The sequence below is a fragment of the Microbacterium yannicii PS01 genome (assembly GCF_000304335.1).
Lineage (GTDB): Bacteria > Actinomycetota > Actinomycetes > Actinomycetales > Microbacteriaceae > Microbacterium > Microbacterium yannicii_A.
The window spans coordinates 25,024-43,111 of record NZ_CAJF01000002.1 but is presented as its reverse complement, the minus strand read 5'-3'; the positions used below and the strand labels follow the sequence as shown (position 1 = coordinate 43,111).

Sequence of the window (18,088 nt, the reverse complement as noted above, 5' to 3'; positions counted from 1 at the left end):
CCCGCGAGAAACGGGGTGGCGTCAGGGCCTGTGGCGCAGCTGGTAGCGCACCTGCATGGCATGCAGGGGGTCAGGGGTTCGAGTCCCCTCAGGTCCACCGAAAAGCCCCCGATCATTCGGGGGCTTTCTTCTTGGCGCCGAGTTCCGGGAGCCGTGGCTCGTCGAACTCTGACGACCTCGCGATGCCCCGGTCGCGGAGCATGTCTTGCCGGCTGCACCGGGTCCGCCGCAGGGTTCACGGACCGGTCCGCGCCCGACGGCTCACTCGTGCGGCTGTCCTGGTGGTGGCGGCGGCGATGTCGGCGTACGCTCAACCTGCCACATACGAGCGAAGGAGCTCAGAATATGGCGAGGCAGTTCACCGCAGTGCCCATCGCCGACACCGGCTGGCTGATCTACGACAACCGCTATCCGCTCGACGACTCACGTCACGTGGTCGCGCACGTCGAGGCCAACGAGGACTTCTTCGACGTCACCTGGGTGCGGCCTCTGCCGCTTCCGAAGGTGTATGTCCGCGTCGAGGACGCGCTCCACGACGTGGAGCGCTGCACCATCACCGGATCGGCGCGCAGTTCGACGCGGCCGGTACCCATCCCGCATCTGCCACCAGTGCGCTGAGGCGCAGGTCAAGTCGCTCGACAGGGGACCGTCGACTGGTCGCCCGCCGAAGCTCGTCGAGCACGCGCGTGCGCATCACGTGAGGTTCCGTGAGAGCCATTGCGTGCGCCGAACCGGTGGGGGAGGGTGATGACATGCCCGCCGTTATCCCTTTCCTGTGGTTCGACGACTCCGCCGAAGAGGCGGTCACGTTCTACACCGACCTCATTCCCGACTCCGAGATCGTGGCGCTCGGTCGCTACCCGGCCGAGGTCCCGGGACTGGGCGGCAAGGTCATGCACGTCCACTTCCGCCTGGGTGGGCGGGACTATCAGGGCATGGACGCGGGACCGCAGTTCCCCTTCACCGAGGCGATCTCGCTCTACGTCTCGTGTGCGGACCAGTCGGAGGTCGACCGCTACTGGGACGCGCTCACCGCGGACGGCGGGCAGGAGCAGCCGTGCGGCTGGCTCAAGGACCGCTGGGGTCTGTCCTGGCAGATCATCCCCGACCGGCTCATCGAGCTCATCCGCCATCCCGACCAGGACGTCGTCCATCGGTCGGTGCAGGCGATGCTGCGGATGCGGCGCATCGACATCGCCGCTCTCGAGGCGGCAGCAGCGGCCACGTGAGACGCAGCGCTCCGGCGGTCGCAGCCGGGCTCCTCGCGATCGTGGTGGTCGCGGCATCCGGCTGCTCGATCGCCGAACCGTCACCACGGCCGCCGTCCGTCGCCCCCACGGCCGTGCCTGCAACGCCGTCGCCGACGGCCGGCTCCCCCGAATGGTGGCGCGCGAGGGAAGTCACCGGCATCCTGGCGTCCGGTCTCGCGGCACCCTGGTCGGTCGTGCCTCTCGAAGGCGGTGGTGCGCTGATCTCTCAGCGCGACGACGGAGCCGTCCTCGAGCTCACCGCCGACGGGGCGCTGCGGACCGCCGGCGTGGTGCCCGGCGTGGTCTCGGGGGGCGAATCGGGCCTGCACGGCCTGGCCGTCCTCGACGGTGAGGAGCGGATGCTGTACGCGTACTTCGGATCGCAGGACGACAACCGCGTGATCCGGATGCCGCTGCTCGGCGAACCGGGCTCCCTCTCGCTGGGCGAGGCAGACGTCGTCGTGTCGGACATTCCGCGCGCGAACACGCACAACGGCGGGCGGCTCGCGTTCGGCCCCGACGGGTTTCTCTACATCACGACCGGAGACGCCCAGCAGCGCGATGCCGCACAGGATCCGGACGCGCTCGGTGGCAAGATCCTGCGTGTGACCCCGAGCGGCGACCCCGCACCGGGCAATCCGTGGCACAACGAGGCCTACTCGCTCGGCCATCGCAATGTGCAGGGGATCGCCTGGACGGACGACGGCGAGCTGTGGGCGAGCGAGTTCGGCCAGAACTCCTGGGACGAGCTGAATCGCATCGAGCCCGGCGGCAACTACGGATGGCCGCTCGTGGAAGGGGTGGCGGAACGAGACGGCTTCATCGATCCGGTGACCGCCTGGACGACCAGCGACGCCAGCCCGAGCGGCATCGCAGCGCGAGGCCGGACGGTCTTCATCGCGGGCCTGCGCGGCGAGCGGCTGTGGGCCGTCGACACCGCCGCCGGCGCCGCTGTCCGAGACCCGGTCGCCGCCTTCACGGGTGAGCAGGGTCGGCTCCGGGACGTCGTCGCTCTGCCGGACGGCGCGCTGTGGCTGCTGACGAACAACACGGACGGCCGAGGGAGCCCTCGCGCCGACGACGACGCCCTGCTCCGCGTCGACGTCTCTCCTGCTCCGTGATGCCCCGGCCCCGCGACAGCGACGCCGCGGTCGCGGGGAACGGCACTACGGTGAGACCGTGAGCACACAGCCGCGCTGCCCGCACTGCCGGCACTTCGTGTACCTCGACACGCTGGTGTGCCCGAACTGCGAGGCCGACCTCGGCTACCACATCCTCACTCGGCAGTTCCGGGTCGTGCGGCAGGGGCAGGCCGAGGTGGACGGGCAGCTCTGGTACACCTGCTCCAACCGGGAGTGGTCGTGCAACTGGCTCGTGTGGGAGAACGCCCCCGCCGGCCGCTGCTTCTCCTGCCGCCTGACGCGCCGTCAGCCGGCAGGAGACGACACCGTGGCACTGGAGAAGCTCGCCAAGACCGAGGAGGCCAAGCGCCGGCTCCTGCTTCAGCTCGCGGATCTCGGCCTGCCGATCGTCGGGTGGGACATGCGGGAGGGAGGACTGGGCTTCGACCTCATCTCGAGCCTCTCGGACGGCAGGCCGGTCACGATCGGGCATTCGAACGGCATCATCACGCTCGATCTCGCGGAGAGCCTGGACGATCGGCGCGAGGCCCTCCGGGTGCGCTTGGGCGAGCCGTACCGCACCATCCTGGGCCACCTGCGCCACGAGGTGGGCCACTACTTCCAGAACGTCCTGCTGACCGACGACGCGGCATGGGAACGCTGCCGGGAGCTCTTCGGCGACGAGCGGACGAGCTATCGCGACGCGCTCGCGCGGCACTACAAGGTCGGGGCCCCCTCCGACTGGCGGGATGGCTTCATCTCGGAGTACGCGACCATGCACCCGTGGGAGGACTTCGCCGAGACCTTCGCGCACTACCTCCACATCACCGGCACCCTGCAGACGGCCGCGGTCATCGGCATCAAGCTCGATGCCTCGGTGACGAATGTGCGTGACACCGACGTCGTCCCTCTCGTCTCGTACGAGCGAGAGCCCGTCCAGCGGCTGCTTACCGACTGGGAATGGATGTCCCAGGGATTCAACCGGATCAATCGCGCCATGGGATTCGGCGACCTGTACCCCTTCACGATCGCCACCCCGGTGCGCCACAAGCTCGCGTTCGTGCACGACATCGTCACGCGTGCGCCGCTGACGCCCGAAGAGCAGTACGCGCTGGCGACCACCGGAGAGAGGGAGCGGACATGACGGCCTATTCGCGGGGACAGCGCGTCATCGGCGCAGCGACGCACTACGTCGAGAACCAGCCGGCCTGGCGTACGGACGTCGATGAGTTCTCAGCCAACGGCGCGCTCGTCTCGGCCGTCGGCGTGTTCGGCGGCGGGTGGGCCGAAGAGGCGCTGCGCGAAGCCGGCGGCCTCGTCGGCTCGGTGTCGTTCCAGCGTGATGCCGACCTCGCTCATGAGCATCCGCCCATCGCCCACTCCCACGATCGCTGGGGCTTCCGGCTCGACGAGGTGGAGTACGACCCGTCCTACCACCGCGTCCTCTCCGCGGCTCTCGCGCGCGGCGCCCACACTTCGGCCTGGGCGGAACCGAGGAAGGGCGCGCACGTGGCGCGCGCGGCGATGTTCATGCTGTTCGCCCAGGTCGAGCCGGGACACGCCTGCCCCGTATCGATGACGCATGCCGCGGTCGCGTCGATCCAGGACTCGCCGTGGGTGGCCGACGACTGGCTGCCGCGCATGTATTCGCGCGAGTACGAGCCCCGCCTGCTTCCGCAGGAAGAGAAGCGCAGCGCGCTGATCGGCATGGCGATGACCGAGAAGCAGGGCGGCTCGGACGTCCGCGCCGGCACGACGCTGGGCGAGGCGATGGGCGGACACGCGTACCAGCTCACCGGCCACAAGTGGTTCTGCTCCGCACCGATGTCGGACGGCTTCCTCGTGCTCGCCCAGACCCGACGGGGAGCCGTCGACGAGGGTCTCTCGTGCCTGTTCGTCCCGCGCATGCTTCCGCACGGCATGCGAAACGTCTTTCGCATCCAACGGCTCAAGGACAAGCTGGGAAATCGCTCGAACGCATCCGCCGAGGTCGAGTTCGACGGCACCGTCGGTCTCGTCGTCGGCGAGCCGGGCCGCGGTGTGCGGACGATCATCGAGATGGTCCAGCGCACCCGTCTCGACTGCGTGCTCGGAACGGCGGCCGGCATGCGGCAGTCGCTCGCCGAGGCGCTGTGGCATACGCGAGAGCGCCGGGCCTTCGGCGCCGCCCTGGTCGACCAGCCGGCCATGACCGGCGTGCTCGCCGACCTCGCGCTCGAGTACGAGGCGGCGATGCTCACCGGGCTCCGGCTGGCCCAGCTCTTCGAAGCCGAAGCCTCCGACCGCGACATCGCCCTCCGGCGCCTGGCCACACCGGTGTCGAAGTACTGGGTCTGCAAGCGCGGCCCGCACCATGCGTACGAGGCGCTCGAGTGCCTCGGCGGCAACGGCTACACCGAGTCGTTCCCGCTCGCACGCCGTTACCGCGAGCAGCCGGTCATGGCGATCTGGGAAGGCTCGGGCAATGTCATCGCGCTGGACGTCCTGCGCGCTCTGACGCGCGATGCCGAGACGGCCGACGCCTTCGCCGACGAGCTGGCGTCCACATCGGGCGTCTCCCGAGTCCTCGACGCGCACGTGGACCGGACCCTCTCGCTTCTCGGCCGCCTGGCGCGCGCCGATGCCGACGAGGCGCAGGCTCAGGCGCGGCGCCTCACCGAGGATCTCGCCCTCGCGTTCCAGGCGTCGCTCATGATGCGCCACGCTCCCTCCCTCGATGCCGAGACGTTCATCCACGCCCGGCTCGGCGACGACCGCGGTTCGCAGTACGGCGTGCTGCCCGTGGGGACGGATGCCGCGGCCATCGTCGTCCGCCACTGACACTCTCCCAGCCGCTCCGCGCTCACCGCGCCTAGGCTGAGCGAGTGGGTACGGGTATCGCTCTGCGCCTCGCCGGCGCCGTCGTCGCGATGACAGCGGCTCTCGCGGTGACCGTGGAGTCCGGGCCCGGAGCCGCGCGCGCGGATGAGCCTGCCGAAGCGGCGGCCGAGGCATCCGTCGTCGTCGCGCCGGCCTCGACCCAGGATGCCGCTTCCGCGGCGGAGGACGCCGTCGCGACCATGTCGCTCCGCGACCAGGCCGCCGGCGTCGTGATGGGCCACATCCCCACGACCGACGCGTCCGCCTTGCGCGCCTACATGGACAGCAGCGGTATCGGCGGCTTCATCCTGATGGGTGCGAACATCCCTGCCGACGAGCGCGCGCTGCGCGATCTGACCGCCTCGCTCACGGTGAACCCGGCGCTCCCGCCCCTCGTCGCGGTCGACCAGGAGGGCGGGGATGTGTCGCGCCTGCCATGGGACGACTTCCCCTCGGCGCGCACGCTGAAGGACGCACCCCCGGCTGCGGCTGAGGACGCGTTCGCGGGGCGGGCGGCGCTCGTGCGTCGTGCGGGAATCGGCGTCAACTTCGGCGTCGTGGCCGACGAGACGTCCGACCCGTCCTCCTTCATCTACCGCCGCGCGCTCGGCACGAGCCCGGAGAGCGCCGCCGAGCGGGTCGCGGCGGCCGTCCGAGGTGAAGGGCGCACGGCGCAGTCGACGCTCAAGCACTTTCCGGGCCATGGCGCCGCGCCCGGCGACTCACACGAGACGATCCCGTCGACGGCGATGACGCAGGCCGAATGGGAAAGCACCGACGCCTTGCCGTTCGCCGCAGGCATCGACGCCGGAGCACCCCTGCTGATGTTCGGCCATCTCGCCTACACCGCGGTCGACTCGGCGCCTGCGAGCCTCTCGGCGGAGTGGCACCGCATCGCCCGAGACGATCTGGGCTTCCAGGGGGTCGCCATCACCGACGATCTCGGAATGCTGCAGAGTGCGGGACTTCCGCAGTACGCCGATCCCGTCGTGAATGCGGTCGCGGCGCTGGCCGCGGGAAACGACATGGTGCTCACGGTGGTCTCGTCGACGCCCGAGACGGCCGCTCGGACGGTCGACGGCATCGTCGCCGCCGTCGAGTCGGGGGCACTTCCGCCGGAACGGCTGCGCGAGGCGGCGCAGCGCGTGACCGCCCTCCGGCTGGCCCTCGCCGGAGAGGGACGCGGTCTGGCGCCGTGCGCCGACTGCGCGCCGGTCGACTGACCCTCAGCCGTCGATGATGGCGAGCAGGCGCTCACGCACGCCGCCTGCCCGCTCGGCGAAGGCACGTTGCGCGCGCACGTACTCCGCCTTGCCCTCGGGCGTCTCGATCGGCACGGGATCGTAGCCCCACGCCGTCAGCTCGTACGGGGAGGCGCGCATGTCGAGCTCGCGGATGTCGCGAGCAAGCGTGAAGGCATCCAGCAGCAGCTCGCCCGGCACGACCGGACCTGACTTGACGGCCCACTTGTACAGGTCCATGCCGGCGTGCAGACAGCCCGGCTGCTCGAATGCCGCCTGACGGTCGCGCGAGGGCGTCTGGCGATTGCGTGGCACGGCGTCGGCGGTGAAGAACCGGAAGGCGTCGAAGTGGGTGCAGCGCAGCTCGTGCGCTTCGACGACGGCATCGGTGCCGTCGCGCCCCAGGCGAAGGGGGACCGGATGCCGCGGCTCACCCTGCCGGTACACCATGGCCCACTCGTGCAGCCCGAAACACCCGAAGCCCGGCGCCCGGTTCGCGGTGGCACGGAGGATCACACCGATGTTCGCCAGGAGGGATCCCCGCTCGGCGCGGAGCGCCGAGCCGTCCACTCGCATGGAGTCCGCTGCGGCGCCGGGCCGGTACCAGCGCCAGCCTGCGCGGTCGGTGGTGGCGGCATCCGCCAACTCCACCCCTTCGCCGGGATGCCACCGACGCAGCACCGACGGCTTGTAGGAGTAGTACGTGAAGAGGAAATCCTCGACGGGATGACGTTCCTGACGCGCGGCGCGTGCGCGATGGGCCGCTGTCAGCTGGTCGGCACGCGCCTGATGAGCCGCCTCGCGGTCGCGCCATTCGGGGGCGCTCAAGTGCTGTACGGCAGCGGCGATCCTCACCGTTCGAGGATACGCGCGGCTCGTCGACGGGAGTCAGTCGTCGACCGGCTCGATGAGCTCGGGGAAATTGTTGCGCACATTGCCGACGGCCTTGGACACGATGTGGTTCTCGAGGGTGTCGGCGAGGGCGGGCGCCGCGTCGATGGCGGCATCGAGGACGTCGCGGACGTTGTCGGTCGTCGGGTCGAGCCACGCATCGGCGTGGTCCGGATCGAGGAAGAGCGGCATGCGATCGTGGATCGACCCGAGGTCGCCGATGGAGTCGCGCGTGAGGATCGTGAAACTGAGAAGCCACCGGTCGGGATCGTCATCGCCCTTGGTCTTGTCGCGCCACCACTCGTACAGCCCTGCGAGGAACAGCGGCTCTCCGTCGGCCGGATGGATGTAGTGCGGCGTCTTGACGCCGTCTTCCGTCTTCCATTCGTAGTAGCCGGATGCCGGCACCACCGCCCGCCGCTTCTCGAGCGCCGAGCGGAACATCGGTTTGTCCTCGAGCTCTTCGGACCGCGCGTTGAAGGCTCGCGCCCCGATCTTCAGGTCCTTGGCCCATCCGGGGATCAGACCCCAGCGCGCCGACTCGAGCCGCCGCGTCGGGGGCTCGGTCTTCGCCGAGTCGATCACGATCGCCGCACGGTCGGTGGGGGCGATGTTGTACGAGGGCTCGGGGAGATCGTCGCCCTCCACATCCACCCGGAGCACGCCGACGAGCTCGGATCCGGCATTTGCCACGACGAAGCGTCCGCACATGCGGCCAGCCTACGCCGGGGCTCGGACGCCGGAGCGCGGGCGTCGGTGCCCCTCAGCGCGGGGCGTCGGAGGGAATGACGCCGACGTCTTCGAGGCGCTCGAGCAGACCCGCTCCATCGGCCTCGCTGACCCAGGGGACCTCCGCCGCGGCATGGTCGTTCACGGCAGTCCGCCCACCGGCCAGGACCGCCTCGGCCGGTGACAGCCGGCGGATCGCGACACCCACCACGCTGCGGGGATGCTCGTCGGTGAAGGTCGTGTAGATCTCGTCATCGTGCTGGCCGTCGTCGCCGATGAGCAGCCACCGCATGTGCGGGAACTCCTCTGCCAGGCGCCGGAGGTTCGACAGCTTGTGCGCCATGCCGCTGCGGAACCAGCGATCGTGGGTCGGCCCCCAGTCGGTGAGGAGGAGCGATCCGGGCGGGAAGACATGGCGGCGCAGAAACCGCATGAGAGTCGGGGCGACGTTCCAGGCGCCGGTCGAGAGGTAGATCAGCGGGGAACCGGGGTTGTCGCGGATCACCCGCTCCATCAGCACGGCCATCCCGGGAACCGGCTGGCGTGCGTGCTCGTCCACGACGAAGGAGTTCCACGCCGCGAGCAGCGGACGCGGCAGCGCCGTGACCATGACGGTGTCGTCGACATCCGAGACCACGCCGAAGCGCACGTCCGGCGCGACGATGAAGGCGCGCGTCTCGACGGGCTCACCACCCTCGACCGACATGGTGAAGGTCTGCCAGCCCGGTTCCAGCTCGGCCGGAAGACGCGTGTCGATCACGCCGCCGCGGTCGGCGACGACCTCGTGGTCGACGCCGGCGATCGTCACGGTCACCTGCGCGTACCCGATCGGCACGGCGACGAAGCTTCGCCAGCCTCGGACGCTGGCATACTCGCCCGACTCGGTCTGCTTCACGGGCGGCACGATCATCACGCGCCCCAGCACGCGCACCCAGTCCGTTCCGCCGTAGCCGGGGAAGGGGGTGATCGTGGGCTTCTGTCCGCGCCGGCGGGCTCGGCGCTCGCGCCAGGCATGGAAGCGGTACTCGAGCCGTGCCAGCCACAGCACCTTGGCGCGCGCGGGCGCTTCAGGAGTCTCGGGCATCCCCTCAGTCTTCCATGTCCTTCGCGGGGTCGTGTCGGCGGACGCCTCCTGGGCGTCGTGCTCGAGGTGCTTGCGCTCGGCGCGCTCGATCACCTTCTTGCCGACGAAGACGAGCACGAGGAACAGCACGATCACCGCGACGAAGATGTAGCCGGCGTAGTGAAGGCGGTCCGCGAGTTCGCGATAGGTGCCCGCCGCGACCGAGGCGACGGTGATGTACAGGGCCGACCACAGGACGCACGCCGGGATCGTCCAGGCGAGGAACCGGCGATACGGGTACCCGCTCATCCCCACGGTCAAGGGGACCAGCGAATGCAGCACGGGGAGGAAGCGCGAGAGGAAGATGGCCGGCCCACCACGCCGGCGAAGGTAGCGCTCCGACCTCGACCAGTTCTGCTCGCCGATCCGGCGTCCCAGCCGGGAATGCTGGATGCGCGGGCCGATCACGCGTCCCAGCCAGAATCCGATGCTCTCGCCGATGAGTGCCCCGACGACGACCGCGACCCCGAGCAGCACCCCCTCGAGGGGCGATGCGACCGCGGTCGCCGCCACGATCACGATGGTGTCGCCCGGCACGACCAGCCCGACGAGGACGCTCGTCTCGAGCATCATCGCGAGACCGGCGAGCAGTGTCCTGACGACGGCATCGACGCTCTGCACAGCGTCGAGGAGCCACGACAGGAACTCGTTCACGGCATGAGCCTAGAGGCCGGGGCGCCCTCTAGCCTGGGAACATGTCGGACCTCCTCGTTCCCGTCGCCGTCGAGCGGTGGGCGGATCCGGCATCCGTCTTCGCCGCCCGATTCGCGCAGGAAGAGCATGTCTTCTGGCTGGATGCCGGGCCCGGCGCCACGCAGGGCTGGAGCTGGATCGGAACCGGCCTGCCCGACGACCCCGACCGGGTGCGCCGCGTACGCGCCGGTGCGTCGGCGGACGGCGATGTCTCGGGACCGTTCCGCAGCGGCTGGGTCGGCTGGATCGGCTACGACGCCGCGGCCGCGGCGGCGGGCGCTCCCGCCGCGTTCGACGACGGCGACGTGCCGCACGAGGTGTGGCTGCGGGCCGACCGGATCGTGGGCTTCGACCACTCGTCCCGTCGAGCGTGGGTGTTCGCCGCCGCACAGGCCGGGCCGGCGCTGGCCGCCGCCGTCGCCGCGACGGGGGAGACGTGGCCGGCACCCGAGCCCGCCCACGACGTCGGCATCGCGGACGCCCGGCACGCGCCGGACGAGTACGCACGTCTCATCGAGCGGTGCCGCGAGGCCATCCGCGAGGGCGATGCCTACCAGCTATGTCTCACCACGCGGTTCGGGGTGGAGGCGGCCGTCGATCCCATCGAGGCATACGGACGGCTGCGTTCCGCGACGCCGTCACACCACGGCGGCCTGATCCGCTCCGGCGCCGTCGCACTCGTCAGCGCCAGTCCGGAACGGTTCCTCCAGGTGAGCGGGACGGATGCAGAGGGAGGCGCCGTCGTGCGGACCCGCCCGATCAAGGGGACGCGGCCGCGCGGCGCCGACCCTGCCACCGATGTCGCCCTCGCCTCCGAACTGCACACCAGCGAGAAGGAACGCGCCGAGAACATCATGATCGTGGACCTCATGCGCAACGACCTGTCGCGCGTGTGCGTCCCGGGGAGCGTCGGTGTGGACGGGCTGCTCGAGATCGAGTCCTACCCGGCGGTGCACCAGCTGGTCAGCACCGTCTCGGGAGAGCTCGTGCCGGGAACCACGGTCGGCGATCTGCTGGACGCCGCCTTTCCGGCCGGGAGCATGACCGGCGCCCCGAAGCTGTCCGCCATGACCATCCTCCACGGCCTCGAGGGCGGCCCGCGCGGGATATTCGCCGGCTGCTTCGGCTGGGTCGGCGACGACGGGGCGCTCGATCTCGCGATGGTGATCCGCTCCCTCGTGATCGGTCCGGATCGCGCGTACGTCGGAGCCGGCGGCGGGATCACGTGGAGATCGGATGCCGCGGCGGAGGTCGCGGAGGTCGGCGTCAAGGCGCGGGGGCCGCTGGCAGCCCTCGGCGCCGCACTGCCGCCCGGCTGGTGACGGCCTGGTCCGCTAACCTGGACGTTGCGCTGTGCGCGCCCCCCGGCATCCGATGATTGGTTCTTCCCTCGTGAGTCAGACCCCCGCCACCTCTGTGCCCTCCGACGGCAGCTCTCCCGCCGAGGGCGGGTACGAGGCCTTCGCGATCCAGGAGAAGTGGCAGGCACGTTGGGCCGAGGCCGATCCGTTCCGCGCCGGCGGAGACGATGACACTCGACCCCGCAAGTACGTCCTCGGCATGTTTCCCTATCCGTCGGGCGATCTGCACATGGGCCACGCCGAGAGCTACGCCTACGTCGACGTCGTCGCGCGATTCTGGCGCCACCGCGGGTACAACGTCCTCAATCCGATCGGCTGGGACTCGTTCGGCCTTCCTGCCGAGAACGCGGCCATCCAGCGCGGCGCCGACCCGCGCGAGTGGACCTACGCCAACATCGAGCAGCACAAGAAGAGCTTCCGTCAGTACGGGTCCTCCTACGACTGGTCGCGCATCCTCCACACGAGCGACCCCGAGTACTACCACTGGAACCAGTGGCTGTTCCAGCGCCTCCACGAGCGGGGCCTCGCGTACCGCAAGGAGAGCCCGGTCAACTGGTGCCCCAACGACCAGACGGTGCTCGCGAACGAGCAGGTCGTCGACGGTCACTGCGAGCGCTGCGGCGCCGAGGTGGTCAAGAAGAAGCTGACCCAGTGGTATTTCAAGATCACCGAGTACGCGGACCGCCTGCTGGACGATCTCAACCAGCTCGAAGGGTTCTGGCCGCAGAAGGTCATCCGCATGCAGCGGAACTGGATCGGCCGCTCGGTCGGCGCCGACATCGACTTCGAGATCGAGGGCCGTGACGAGAAGATCACGGTGTTCTCCACGCGCCCCGACACGCTGCACGGCGCGACCTTCATGGTCGTCGCCCCCGACAGCGACCTCGCCGCCGAGCTCGCCGCCGGGTCGTCCGCCCAGGTGCGCACGCGCTTCCAGGACTATCTCGAGCGGGTGCAGCGCGAGACCGACATCGAGCGACAGAGCACCGACCGCCCGAAGACCGGTGTCTTCCTCGATCGCTACGCCATCAATCCGGTCAACGGCGAGCGGCTTCCGATCTGGGCCGCCGACTATGTGCTGGCCGACTACGGCCACGGCGCCGTCATGGCCGTTCCCGCCCACGACCAGCGCGACCTCGACTTCGCGCGCGCCTTCGACCTGCCGGTCAAGGTGGTCGTCGACACGACGGCCCCCATCACCGGAGCGATCCCCGTCATCGAGCTCGACGACGAAGGCGTGCCCATCGATCCCGGCGCCGGCGACGTGCTCGACGACCTCGACCCGGCCCGGACCGGCATCGCCCTCACCGGCGACGGCCGCATGATCAACTCCGGCACGCTCGACGGACTCTCCAAGCGCAACGCCATCGCACGGATCATCGACGAGATGACGGCGGCAGGCACGGGCCGGGCGGCCAAGTCGTACCGTCTGCGCGACTGGCTGATCTCGCGCCAGCGCTTCTGGGGAACCCCGATCCCGATGATCCACACCGAGGACGGGCGCATCGTCCCCGTTCCGGAGGACCAGCTTCCGCTCGAGCTGCCCGACGCCAGGGGTCTGGATCTTGCTCCCAAGGGGACCTCCCCGCTCGGCGGGGCCGCGGAGTGGATGCGGACCACCGACCCCGAGACGGGCCAGCCGGCGCTGCGCGATCCCGACACGATGGACACGTTCGTCGACAGTTCCTGGTACTTCCTGCGCTTCCTCGCTCCCCAGGATGCCTCCCAGGCGTTCCCCTCGCGGCAGGCCGACCGGTGGGCACCGGTCGACTCGTACATCGGCGGCGTCGAGCACGCGATCCTCCACCTGCTGTACGCGCGCTTCATCACCAAGGTGCTCTTCGACATGGGGCTCATCGACTTCACCGAGCCGTTCTCGAGCCTGATCAACCAGGGCATGGTGCTGCTGGGCGGCTCGAAGATGTCGAAGTCGAAGGGGAACCTCGTCGAGTTCGCCGCGAGCATGGTGAACCCCGGTGCCGACGCCTCCCGCGTCGCGATCGTCTTCGCGGGTCCGGTGGAGGACGACATCAACTGGGAGGACGTCTCCACGACCGGCGCCCAGAAGTTCCTGGCGCGCGCCTGGCGTATCGCGAAGGACGTCTCGAGCGACCCGGACGTCGTGTGGGCCGAGGGCGACGTCGCCCTGCGGCGCGTCACGCACCGCCTGCTGGCGGACGCCCCCGGTCTCGTCGAGCAGACGAAGTTCAACGTCGTGGTCGCGCGCCTCATGGAGCTCGTCAACGCGACCCGCAAGGCGATCGACGGCGGCCCCGGCCCCGCTGACCCCGCTGTGAGAGAGGCCGCCGAGGCCACCGCCATGATCCTCGACCTCTTCGCTCCTCACACCGCGGAGGAGATGTGGGAGATCCTCGGCTACGAGGGCTTCGTCGGCCTCGTACCGTGGCGGAACCCCGATCCGACGCTCCTGATCGAAGAGACCGTGACCGCTGTGGTGCAGATCGACGGCAAGGTGCGCGCGACGCTCCAGGTGTCGGCCCGCATCGATGCGGCCGAGCTGGAGCGGATCGCGCGTGCTGACGAGCGCGTCCTTCGAAGCCTCGGGGATCGTCAGATCGCTCGCGCGGTCGTGCGCCCGCCCAAGGTCGTGAGCTTCAGCACACACTGAGCCTCCTCCCCAGGCGCGGGGCCGTCGAGGGTGTCCACAGCATGACCGCCATGCCGTGACGGGAGCGCGCCGCTTCGTAGCCTGGGCGCGTGACCCCCGTCGACGAGCCGGAGCCTGCCGGCGCTCGTCGACGATTCGGAGTCGGGGCTGTGGTCGTGCTCGTGATCGCGGCCCTGGCGATCACCGTCGTCATCGGCGTCCTGCGCGGGGCGTCGGCTCCGGTGGACGAGATCGTCATCGACCCGACCGCGGGCATCGATGCCTCGACGCCGGCGGACGAACTCTACGTTCATGTGGCCGGTGCCGTCGGATCGCCCGGGCTGTACGTCCTTGCGGCAGGCGCGCGCGTCGTCGACGCGGTCGCGGCAGCGGGCGGCCTGGCCGACGACGCCGACGGCACGGCCATCAACCTCGCCCGACCGATCGCCGACGGCGAACAGCTGCATGTGCCCCGCATCGGCGAGACAGCGACGGCGCAGAGCGGCACAGGGGGTCCCGACGGCGCGGTGCCGGGGGAGGGGCGCGTCAACCTGAACACAGCGGAGGCCGCGCAACTCGAGACGCTTCCGCGCATCGGCCCGGCGATGGCCGAGCGCATCATCGCGTGGCGCGACGAGAACGGCCGCTTCACGAGCGTCGAGGATCTCCTGGCCGTCCCCGGCATCGGCGACAAGATGCTCGAGTCGATGCGCGACCTCGTGACGGTATGAGCCGGCGGCGCACGGGCCGGCTGCGCCTCCTCCCGGTGCTCGCCGCCACCTGGTCGACCGGGGCGACGGCGATCCTCGCACCCTCGGCCGCGGGGACGATCGCGATCGTCCTGTGGGTGGCCGGTCTCGGCGGGGTGGTGGTGCTCGCATGCCGCTGCGGGCGCCGCACGCGGCACGCGGGGTCGGCAGGCGCCGGGCGAAGGACGGCACTGGTCATCGTGCTCTCCCTCGCCGCCTCCGCCGCGGCCGCTTCCCATGTCGCGCTCGCACAGCCCGCCCGCGCAGAGATGGCCCTCCTCGCGAACGGCGACGGCCGGGCGCTCGAGGTCACCGCCGAAGTCGTGGGCAAGATCGAGCGGAGGACCGACGGCAGCCTGGCGTTCGACGCGATCGCCCTCGACGTCTCGGCGGGACGCCATCACCGCGCGGTGCGGGCCGAGATCCTGGTGCGGGTCGCACCGGGCGACGTCGACGGCCTGCCGTCCCTGGATGTCGGCGCGATCGTCGCAGCTCGCGGCACGGCGTCACCGGGACGCCCGGGGGAGCGGGCGGTCGCGGTGCTGTGGGCAGCTCGGGGCGTCGACGTGCGCCAGGAACCGGGCGGTGTGACCGGGGTGGCGGCAGGCCTCCGACAGGGGCTCCTCGCCGCCGTGGGGGGACTGCCGGGACCGGGCGCCGGGCTCGTGCCCGGGCTCGCGGTGGGCGACACATCGGCAGTCGATCCCGCTCTGGACGCCGCCATGAAGGAGTCGTCGCTCTCGCATCTGACCGCCGTCTCGGGCGCCAACTGCGCTCTCGTCGTCGGCATCGCCTTCGCCGCCGCCGCGGCCGCGGGAGCGTCGCGGGCAGCGCGCGTCGGCATCGGCCTCACCTCCCTCGCCGGCTTCGTCATCCTGGTCACCCCCGAGCCGAGCGTCGTGCGGGCCGGCGCCATGGCGGCGGTCGCGATGACCTGCGTCCTCCTCGGGAGAGCAGGTGCCGGCATGGGATTGCTGAGTCTGGCCGCGACGATCGTCCTCATCGCGGATCCGTGGCTCGCGGCATTCCTCGGCTTCGCGCTCTCCACCGTCGCCACGGCCTCGCTCCTCCTCTTCGCAGGTCCCTTCGCCGCCGGACTCGGGCGCACCATGCCCGGGCCCCTCGCCCTCGCGCTGTCGGTGCCGCTGGCCGCACAGCTGGCCTGCGGTCCGCTGCTCGTGCTCATCGCGCCACAGGTTCCGCTATACGGCGTCGCCGCGAATCTGCTCGCCGGGCCGGCGGCACCGGCGACCACGGTCATCGGACTCGCCGCGTGCCTGTCCGCACCGCTGCCGTGGCTGCAGTCCGGGCTCGCGGCGATCGCATGGGTGCCGGCATCCTGGATCGCCGCCGTCGCGACGACGATCTCGGAGCTTCCCGGCGACCTGGTCCCCTGGATGGAGGGGATACCCGGCGCCGCATCGCTGGGGGCGGTGGGGGTCGCCGTCGGGCTTCTCATCGCGGCTCCGCGCGGCGGTCGCGCGTCGCGCTGGGCTCGGGGTGCGTCGGCCGCCCTCGTCGCGAGCGTCGTCGGGATGCTGCTCGGCACCGGGGCGCTCACCACCGTGGCCGGGCGATGGACCCTGCCGGCAGACTGGTCCGTGCTGGCCTGCGACATCGGGCAAGGCGATGCCGTGCTGCTGCGCTCGGCCGGCGTCGTCGCCCTCGTCGACACCGGTCCCGACCCGGAGCTCCTCGACGCGTGTCTCGCGCGGACGGGCGTACAGCGCGTCGATCTGCTGGTGCTGACGCACTTCGATCTCGATCACGCCGGGGGAGTGAGCACGATGGTCGGACGGGTGGGCACCGTGCTGCACGGCCCGGTCGACCCGGAGCAGGACCATGTCCTGCGCACCCTCGGCTCCGGCGGCGCGACGCTCGTCAGCACCACCGCGGGTATGACCGGATCACTCGGCGACGCGCGGTGGCGGGCGCTGTGGCCGCAGGCTCAGAGTCGCGCGTTCCCGCCGGGAAACGATGCCAGCGTGGTGATCGACGTCCGGGGCGGGGGCATTCCGCCGACACTCCTGCTCGGCGACCTGTCCGCCTCGCCACAGCGTGCGATCGAGGCGTCGGGAGCGCTCGACCCGCCCTACGCCGTCGTCAAGGTCGCACACCACGGCAGCGCCGACCAGCATGCGGGTCTCTACACCGAAGCCGCCCCCGCGCTGGCCCTTGTCACCGTGGGCGCCGAGAACGACTACGGGCACCCGCGGGACGAGATCCTCGAGGTCCTCGAGGCCGCCGGGGCGCGAATCGCCCGCACCGACCGAGACGGCGTCGTGGCGGTGTCGACCGGCGAGACGGGTCTGTCTGTCTGGCGCGAGCGAGGCGGCTGAGTCGGCGGCCGTCGGTAGGCTGGGGGAATGGCACCAGCGGCGCGACGAGCCCCCTCGAAATCCGCGCGCAGTGCCATCCCGCAGATCCCGTGGCGGGCGCCCCAGCCTGCGCCGATCGTCCTCGTCTCCGGGCCGGAGGACGTCTGCGCCGAGCGCGCGATCGCCGGCGTGCGCGATTACCTTCGAGCCGAGGACCCGTCGCTCGAGGTGACCGATGTCCGCGCCGACGACTACGCGGTGGGCACGCTCCTCGCGGTGACCTCGCCGTCGCTGTTCGGCGAACCGCGCCTGGTCCGGGTCACCGGAGTCGAGAAGTGCTCCGACGCATTCCTGGCCGAGGCGATCTCGTATCTGGCCGCCCCGCAAGACGGCGCCACGGTCGTCCTCCGCCACACCGGCGCCAGCGTCCGCGGCAAGAAGCTGCTCGACGCGGTCCGCGCGGGCCAGGGGTCGGGTGTCGAGATCGCGTGCCCGGCGATCAAGCGGGATTCCGACCGCTTCGACTTCGCCGCGGGCGAGTTCCAGACGGCGAAGAAGCGCATCGCACCGATCGCACTGCGGGCGCTGGTCTCGGCGTTCGCCGACGATCTCACCGAGCTGGCCGCCGCCTGCCAGCAGCTCATCGCCGACGTCCCGGGTGACATCACCGAGCAGATCGTGGAGCGGTACTACGGCGGACGGGTCGAGACGTCGGCGTTCGCCGTCGCCGACACCGCGATCGCGGGACGATACGGCGAAGCGCTCATCGCTCTACGGCACGCGCTCGCCTCCGGCGCCGACCCGGTGCCGCTCGTCGCGGCCTTCGCGATGAAGCTGCGCACGATGGCGCGCGTCGCAGGCAATCGCGAGCCGGCGGCCGCTCTGGCGGCCCGCCTCGGGATGAAGGACTGGCAGGTCGATCGGGCACGCCGCGACCTGACCGGCTGGAACGAGACGACGCTCGGCATGGCGATCCAGGCCACGGCGAGAGCGGATGCCGAAGTGAAAGGCGGCTCCCGCGACGCCGTCTTCGCGCTCGAGCGGATGATCACCGTCATCGCCACCCGAGCGCCCTACGGTTCCTGACCCGATCCGGGCTGAGGCGGCGGGCAGAGCCCGCACACTGCCACGGAGACGAGGAAGGC

General features: G+C 70.9%; 14 protein-coding genes, 1 tRNA gene and 1 pseudogene. 12 read left to right on the top strand and 4 right to left on the bottom strand.

Annotated features, from left to right (window positions below):
- Nucleotides 1-24: 24 nt before the first annotated feature.
- From WYM_RS01460 to WYM_RS01430, 7 genes are all read left to right on the top strand, one after another.
- A tRNA-Ala gene (locus tag WYM_RS01460) sits at nucleotides 25-97 on the top strand.
- Between the two features lie 248 nt (nucleotides 98-345).
- Nucleotides 346-618: a hypothetical protein gene (locus WYM_RS01455; protein ID WP_019179046.1), complete on the top strand. Its 273-nt coding sequence runs from the start codon at nucleotides 346-348 to the stop codon at nucleotides 616-618.
- A gap of 134 nt (nucleotides 619-752) precedes the next feature.
- On the top strand, nucleotides 753-1,229 hold the full coding sequence (locus tag WYM_RS01450) for a VOC family protein (protein WP_019179045.1): 477 nt from the start codon (nucleotides 753-755) through the stop codon (nucleotides 1,227-1,229).
- Nucleotides 1,226-2,371, top strand: a complete 1,146-nt coding sequence (locus WYM_RS01445) for a PQQ-dependent sugar dehydrogenase (protein WP_019179044.1) — start codon at nucleotides 1,226-1,228, stop codon at nucleotides 2,369-2,371. The genes WYM_RS01450 and WYM_RS01445 overlap by 4 nt, the downstream gene beginning before the upstream one ends.
- 58 nt (nucleotides 2,372-2,429) lie before the next feature.
- A complete protein-coding gene (locus WYM_RS01440; protein ID WP_083866112.1) occupies nucleotides 2,430-3,515 on the top strand; it encodes a zinc-binding metallopeptidase family protein in 1,086 nt (361 codons plus the stop codon).
- Entirely contained in the window at nucleotides 3,512-5,191 is a 1,680-nt protein-coding gene (locus tag WYM_RS01435) for an acyl-CoA dehydrogenase family protein (RefSeq protein ID WP_019179042.1), read from the top strand. Before WYM_RS01440 ends, WYM_RS01435 begins: the two co-directional genes overlap by 4 nt.
- Nucleotides 5,192-5,235: 44 nt before the next feature.
- Nucleotides 5,236-6,453, top strand: a complete 1,218-nt coding sequence (locus WYM_RS01430; protein ID WP_019179041.1) for a glycoside hydrolase family 3 N-terminal domain-containing protein — start codon at nucleotides 5,236-5,238, stop codon at nucleotides 6,451-6,453.
- Between the two features lie 3 nt (nucleotides 6,454-6,456).
- On the opposite strand, the gene WYM_RS01425 is transcribed toward WYM_RS01430, so the two are convergent.
- From WYM_RS01425 to WYM_RS22120, 4 genes and pseudogenes are all read right to left on the bottom strand, one after another.
- Nucleotides 6,457-7,326: a hypothetical protein gene (locus WYM_RS01425; protein ID WP_026059453.1), complete on the bottom strand. Its 870-nt coding sequence runs from the start codon at nucleotides 7,324-7,326 to the stop codon at nucleotides 6,457-6,459.
- Nucleotides 7,327-7,359: 33 nt separating this feature from the next.
- Nucleotides 7,360-8,073 carry an SOS response-associated peptidase gene (locus WYM_RS01420; RefSeq protein ID WP_019179039.1) on the bottom strand — a complete coding sequence of 238 codons (714 nt, stop codon included), beginning with the start codon at nucleotides 8,071-8,073 and terminating at the stop codon, nucleotides 7,360-7,362.
- 52 nt (nucleotides 8,074-8,125) lie between these two features.
- A complete protein-coding gene (locus tag WYM_RS01415; RefSeq protein ID WP_026059452.1) occupies nucleotides 8,126-9,175 on the bottom strand; it encodes an App1 family protein in 1,050 nt (349 codons plus the stop codon).
- A gap of 219 nt (nucleotides 9,176-9,394) precedes the next feature.
- Nucleotides 9,395-9,784, bottom strand: a pseudogene (locus WYM_RS22120) (DedA family protein); the annotation flags it as partial.
- A gap of 125 nt (nucleotides 9,785-9,909) precedes the next feature.
- Between WYM_RS22120 and WYM_RS01410 the strand changes: the two are divergent.
- The 5 genes from WYM_RS01410 to holA all read left to right on the top strand — a co-directional run bounded on the left by WYM_RS01410 (nucleotide 9,910) and on the right by holA (nucleotide 18,029).
- A complete protein-coding gene (locus tag WYM_RS01410; RefSeq protein WP_019179037.1) occupies nucleotides 9,910-11,229 on the top strand; it encodes an anthranilate synthase component I family protein in 1,320 nt (439 codons plus the stop codon).
- A 52-nt stretch (nucleotides 11,230-11,281) separates the two neighbouring features.
- Entirely contained in the window at nucleotides 11,282-13,897 is a 2,616-nt protein-coding gene (leuS, locus tag WYM_RS01405) for a leucine--tRNA ligase (RefSeq protein ID WP_040568962.1), read from the top strand.
- 89 nt (nucleotides 13,898-13,986) lie between these two features.
- Nucleotides 13,987-14,607 carry a ComEA family DNA-binding protein gene (locus tag WYM_RS01400; protein ID WP_026059451.1) on the top strand — a complete coding sequence of 207 codons (621 nt, stop codon included), beginning with the start codon at nucleotides 13,987-13,989 and terminating at the stop codon, nucleotides 14,605-14,607.
- On the top strand, nucleotides 14,604-16,964 hold the full coding sequence (locus WYM_RS01395) for a ComEC/Rec2 family competence protein (protein WP_019179034.1): 2,361 nt from the start codon (nucleotides 14,604-14,606) through the stop codon (nucleotides 16,962-16,964). Before WYM_RS01400 ends, WYM_RS01395 begins: the two co-directional genes overlap by 4 nt.
- 27 nt (nucleotides 16,965-16,991) lie before the next feature.
- Entirely contained in the window at nucleotides 16,992-18,029 is a 1,038-nt protein-coding gene (gene holA, locus WYM_RS01390; protein ID WP_019179033.1) for a DNA polymerase III subunit delta, read from the top strand.
- Nucleotides 18,030-18,088 lie beyond the last annotated feature (59 nt).

Excerpts from the sequence above, each read along its gene's own strand:
- WYM_RS01450 (WP_019179045.1), top strand. The coding sequence starts at position 753 with ATGCCCGCCGTTATCCCTTTCCTGTGGTTCGACGACTCCGCCGAAGAG.
- WYM_RS01420 (WP_019179039.1), bottom strand. The coding sequence starts at position 8,073 with ATGTGCGGACGCTTCGTCGTGGCAAATGCCGGATCCGAGCTCGTCGGC.
- WYM_RS01395 (WP_019179034.1), top strand. The coding sequence starts at position 14,604 with ATGAGCCGGCGGCGCACGGGCCGGCTGCGCCTCCTCCCGGTGCTCGCC.
- WYM_RS01435 (WP_019179042.1), top strand. The coding sequence starts at position 3,512 with ATGACGGCCTATTCGCGGGGACAGCGCGTCATCGGCGCAGCGACGCAC.
- WYM_RS01410 (WP_019179037.1), top strand. The coding sequence starts at position 9,910 with ATGTCGGACCTCCTCGTTCCCGTCGCCGTCGAGCGGTGGGCGGATCCG.
- holA (WP_019179033.1), top strand. The coding sequence starts at position 16,992 with ATGGCACCAGCGGCGCGACGAGCCCCCTCGAAATCCGCGCGCAGTGCC.
- WYM_RS01455 (WP_019179046.1), top strand. The coding sequence starts at position 346 with ATGGCGAGGCAGTTCACCGCAGTGCCCATCGCCGACACCGGCTGGCTG.
- leuS (WP_040568962.1), top strand. The coding sequence starts at position 11,282 with ATGATTGGTTCTTCCCTCGTGAGTCAGACCCCCGCCACCTCTGTGCCC.
- WYM_RS01415 (WP_026059452.1), bottom strand. The coding sequence starts at position 9,175 with ATGCCCGAGACTCCTGAAGCGCCCGCGCGCGCCAAGGTGCTGTGGCTG.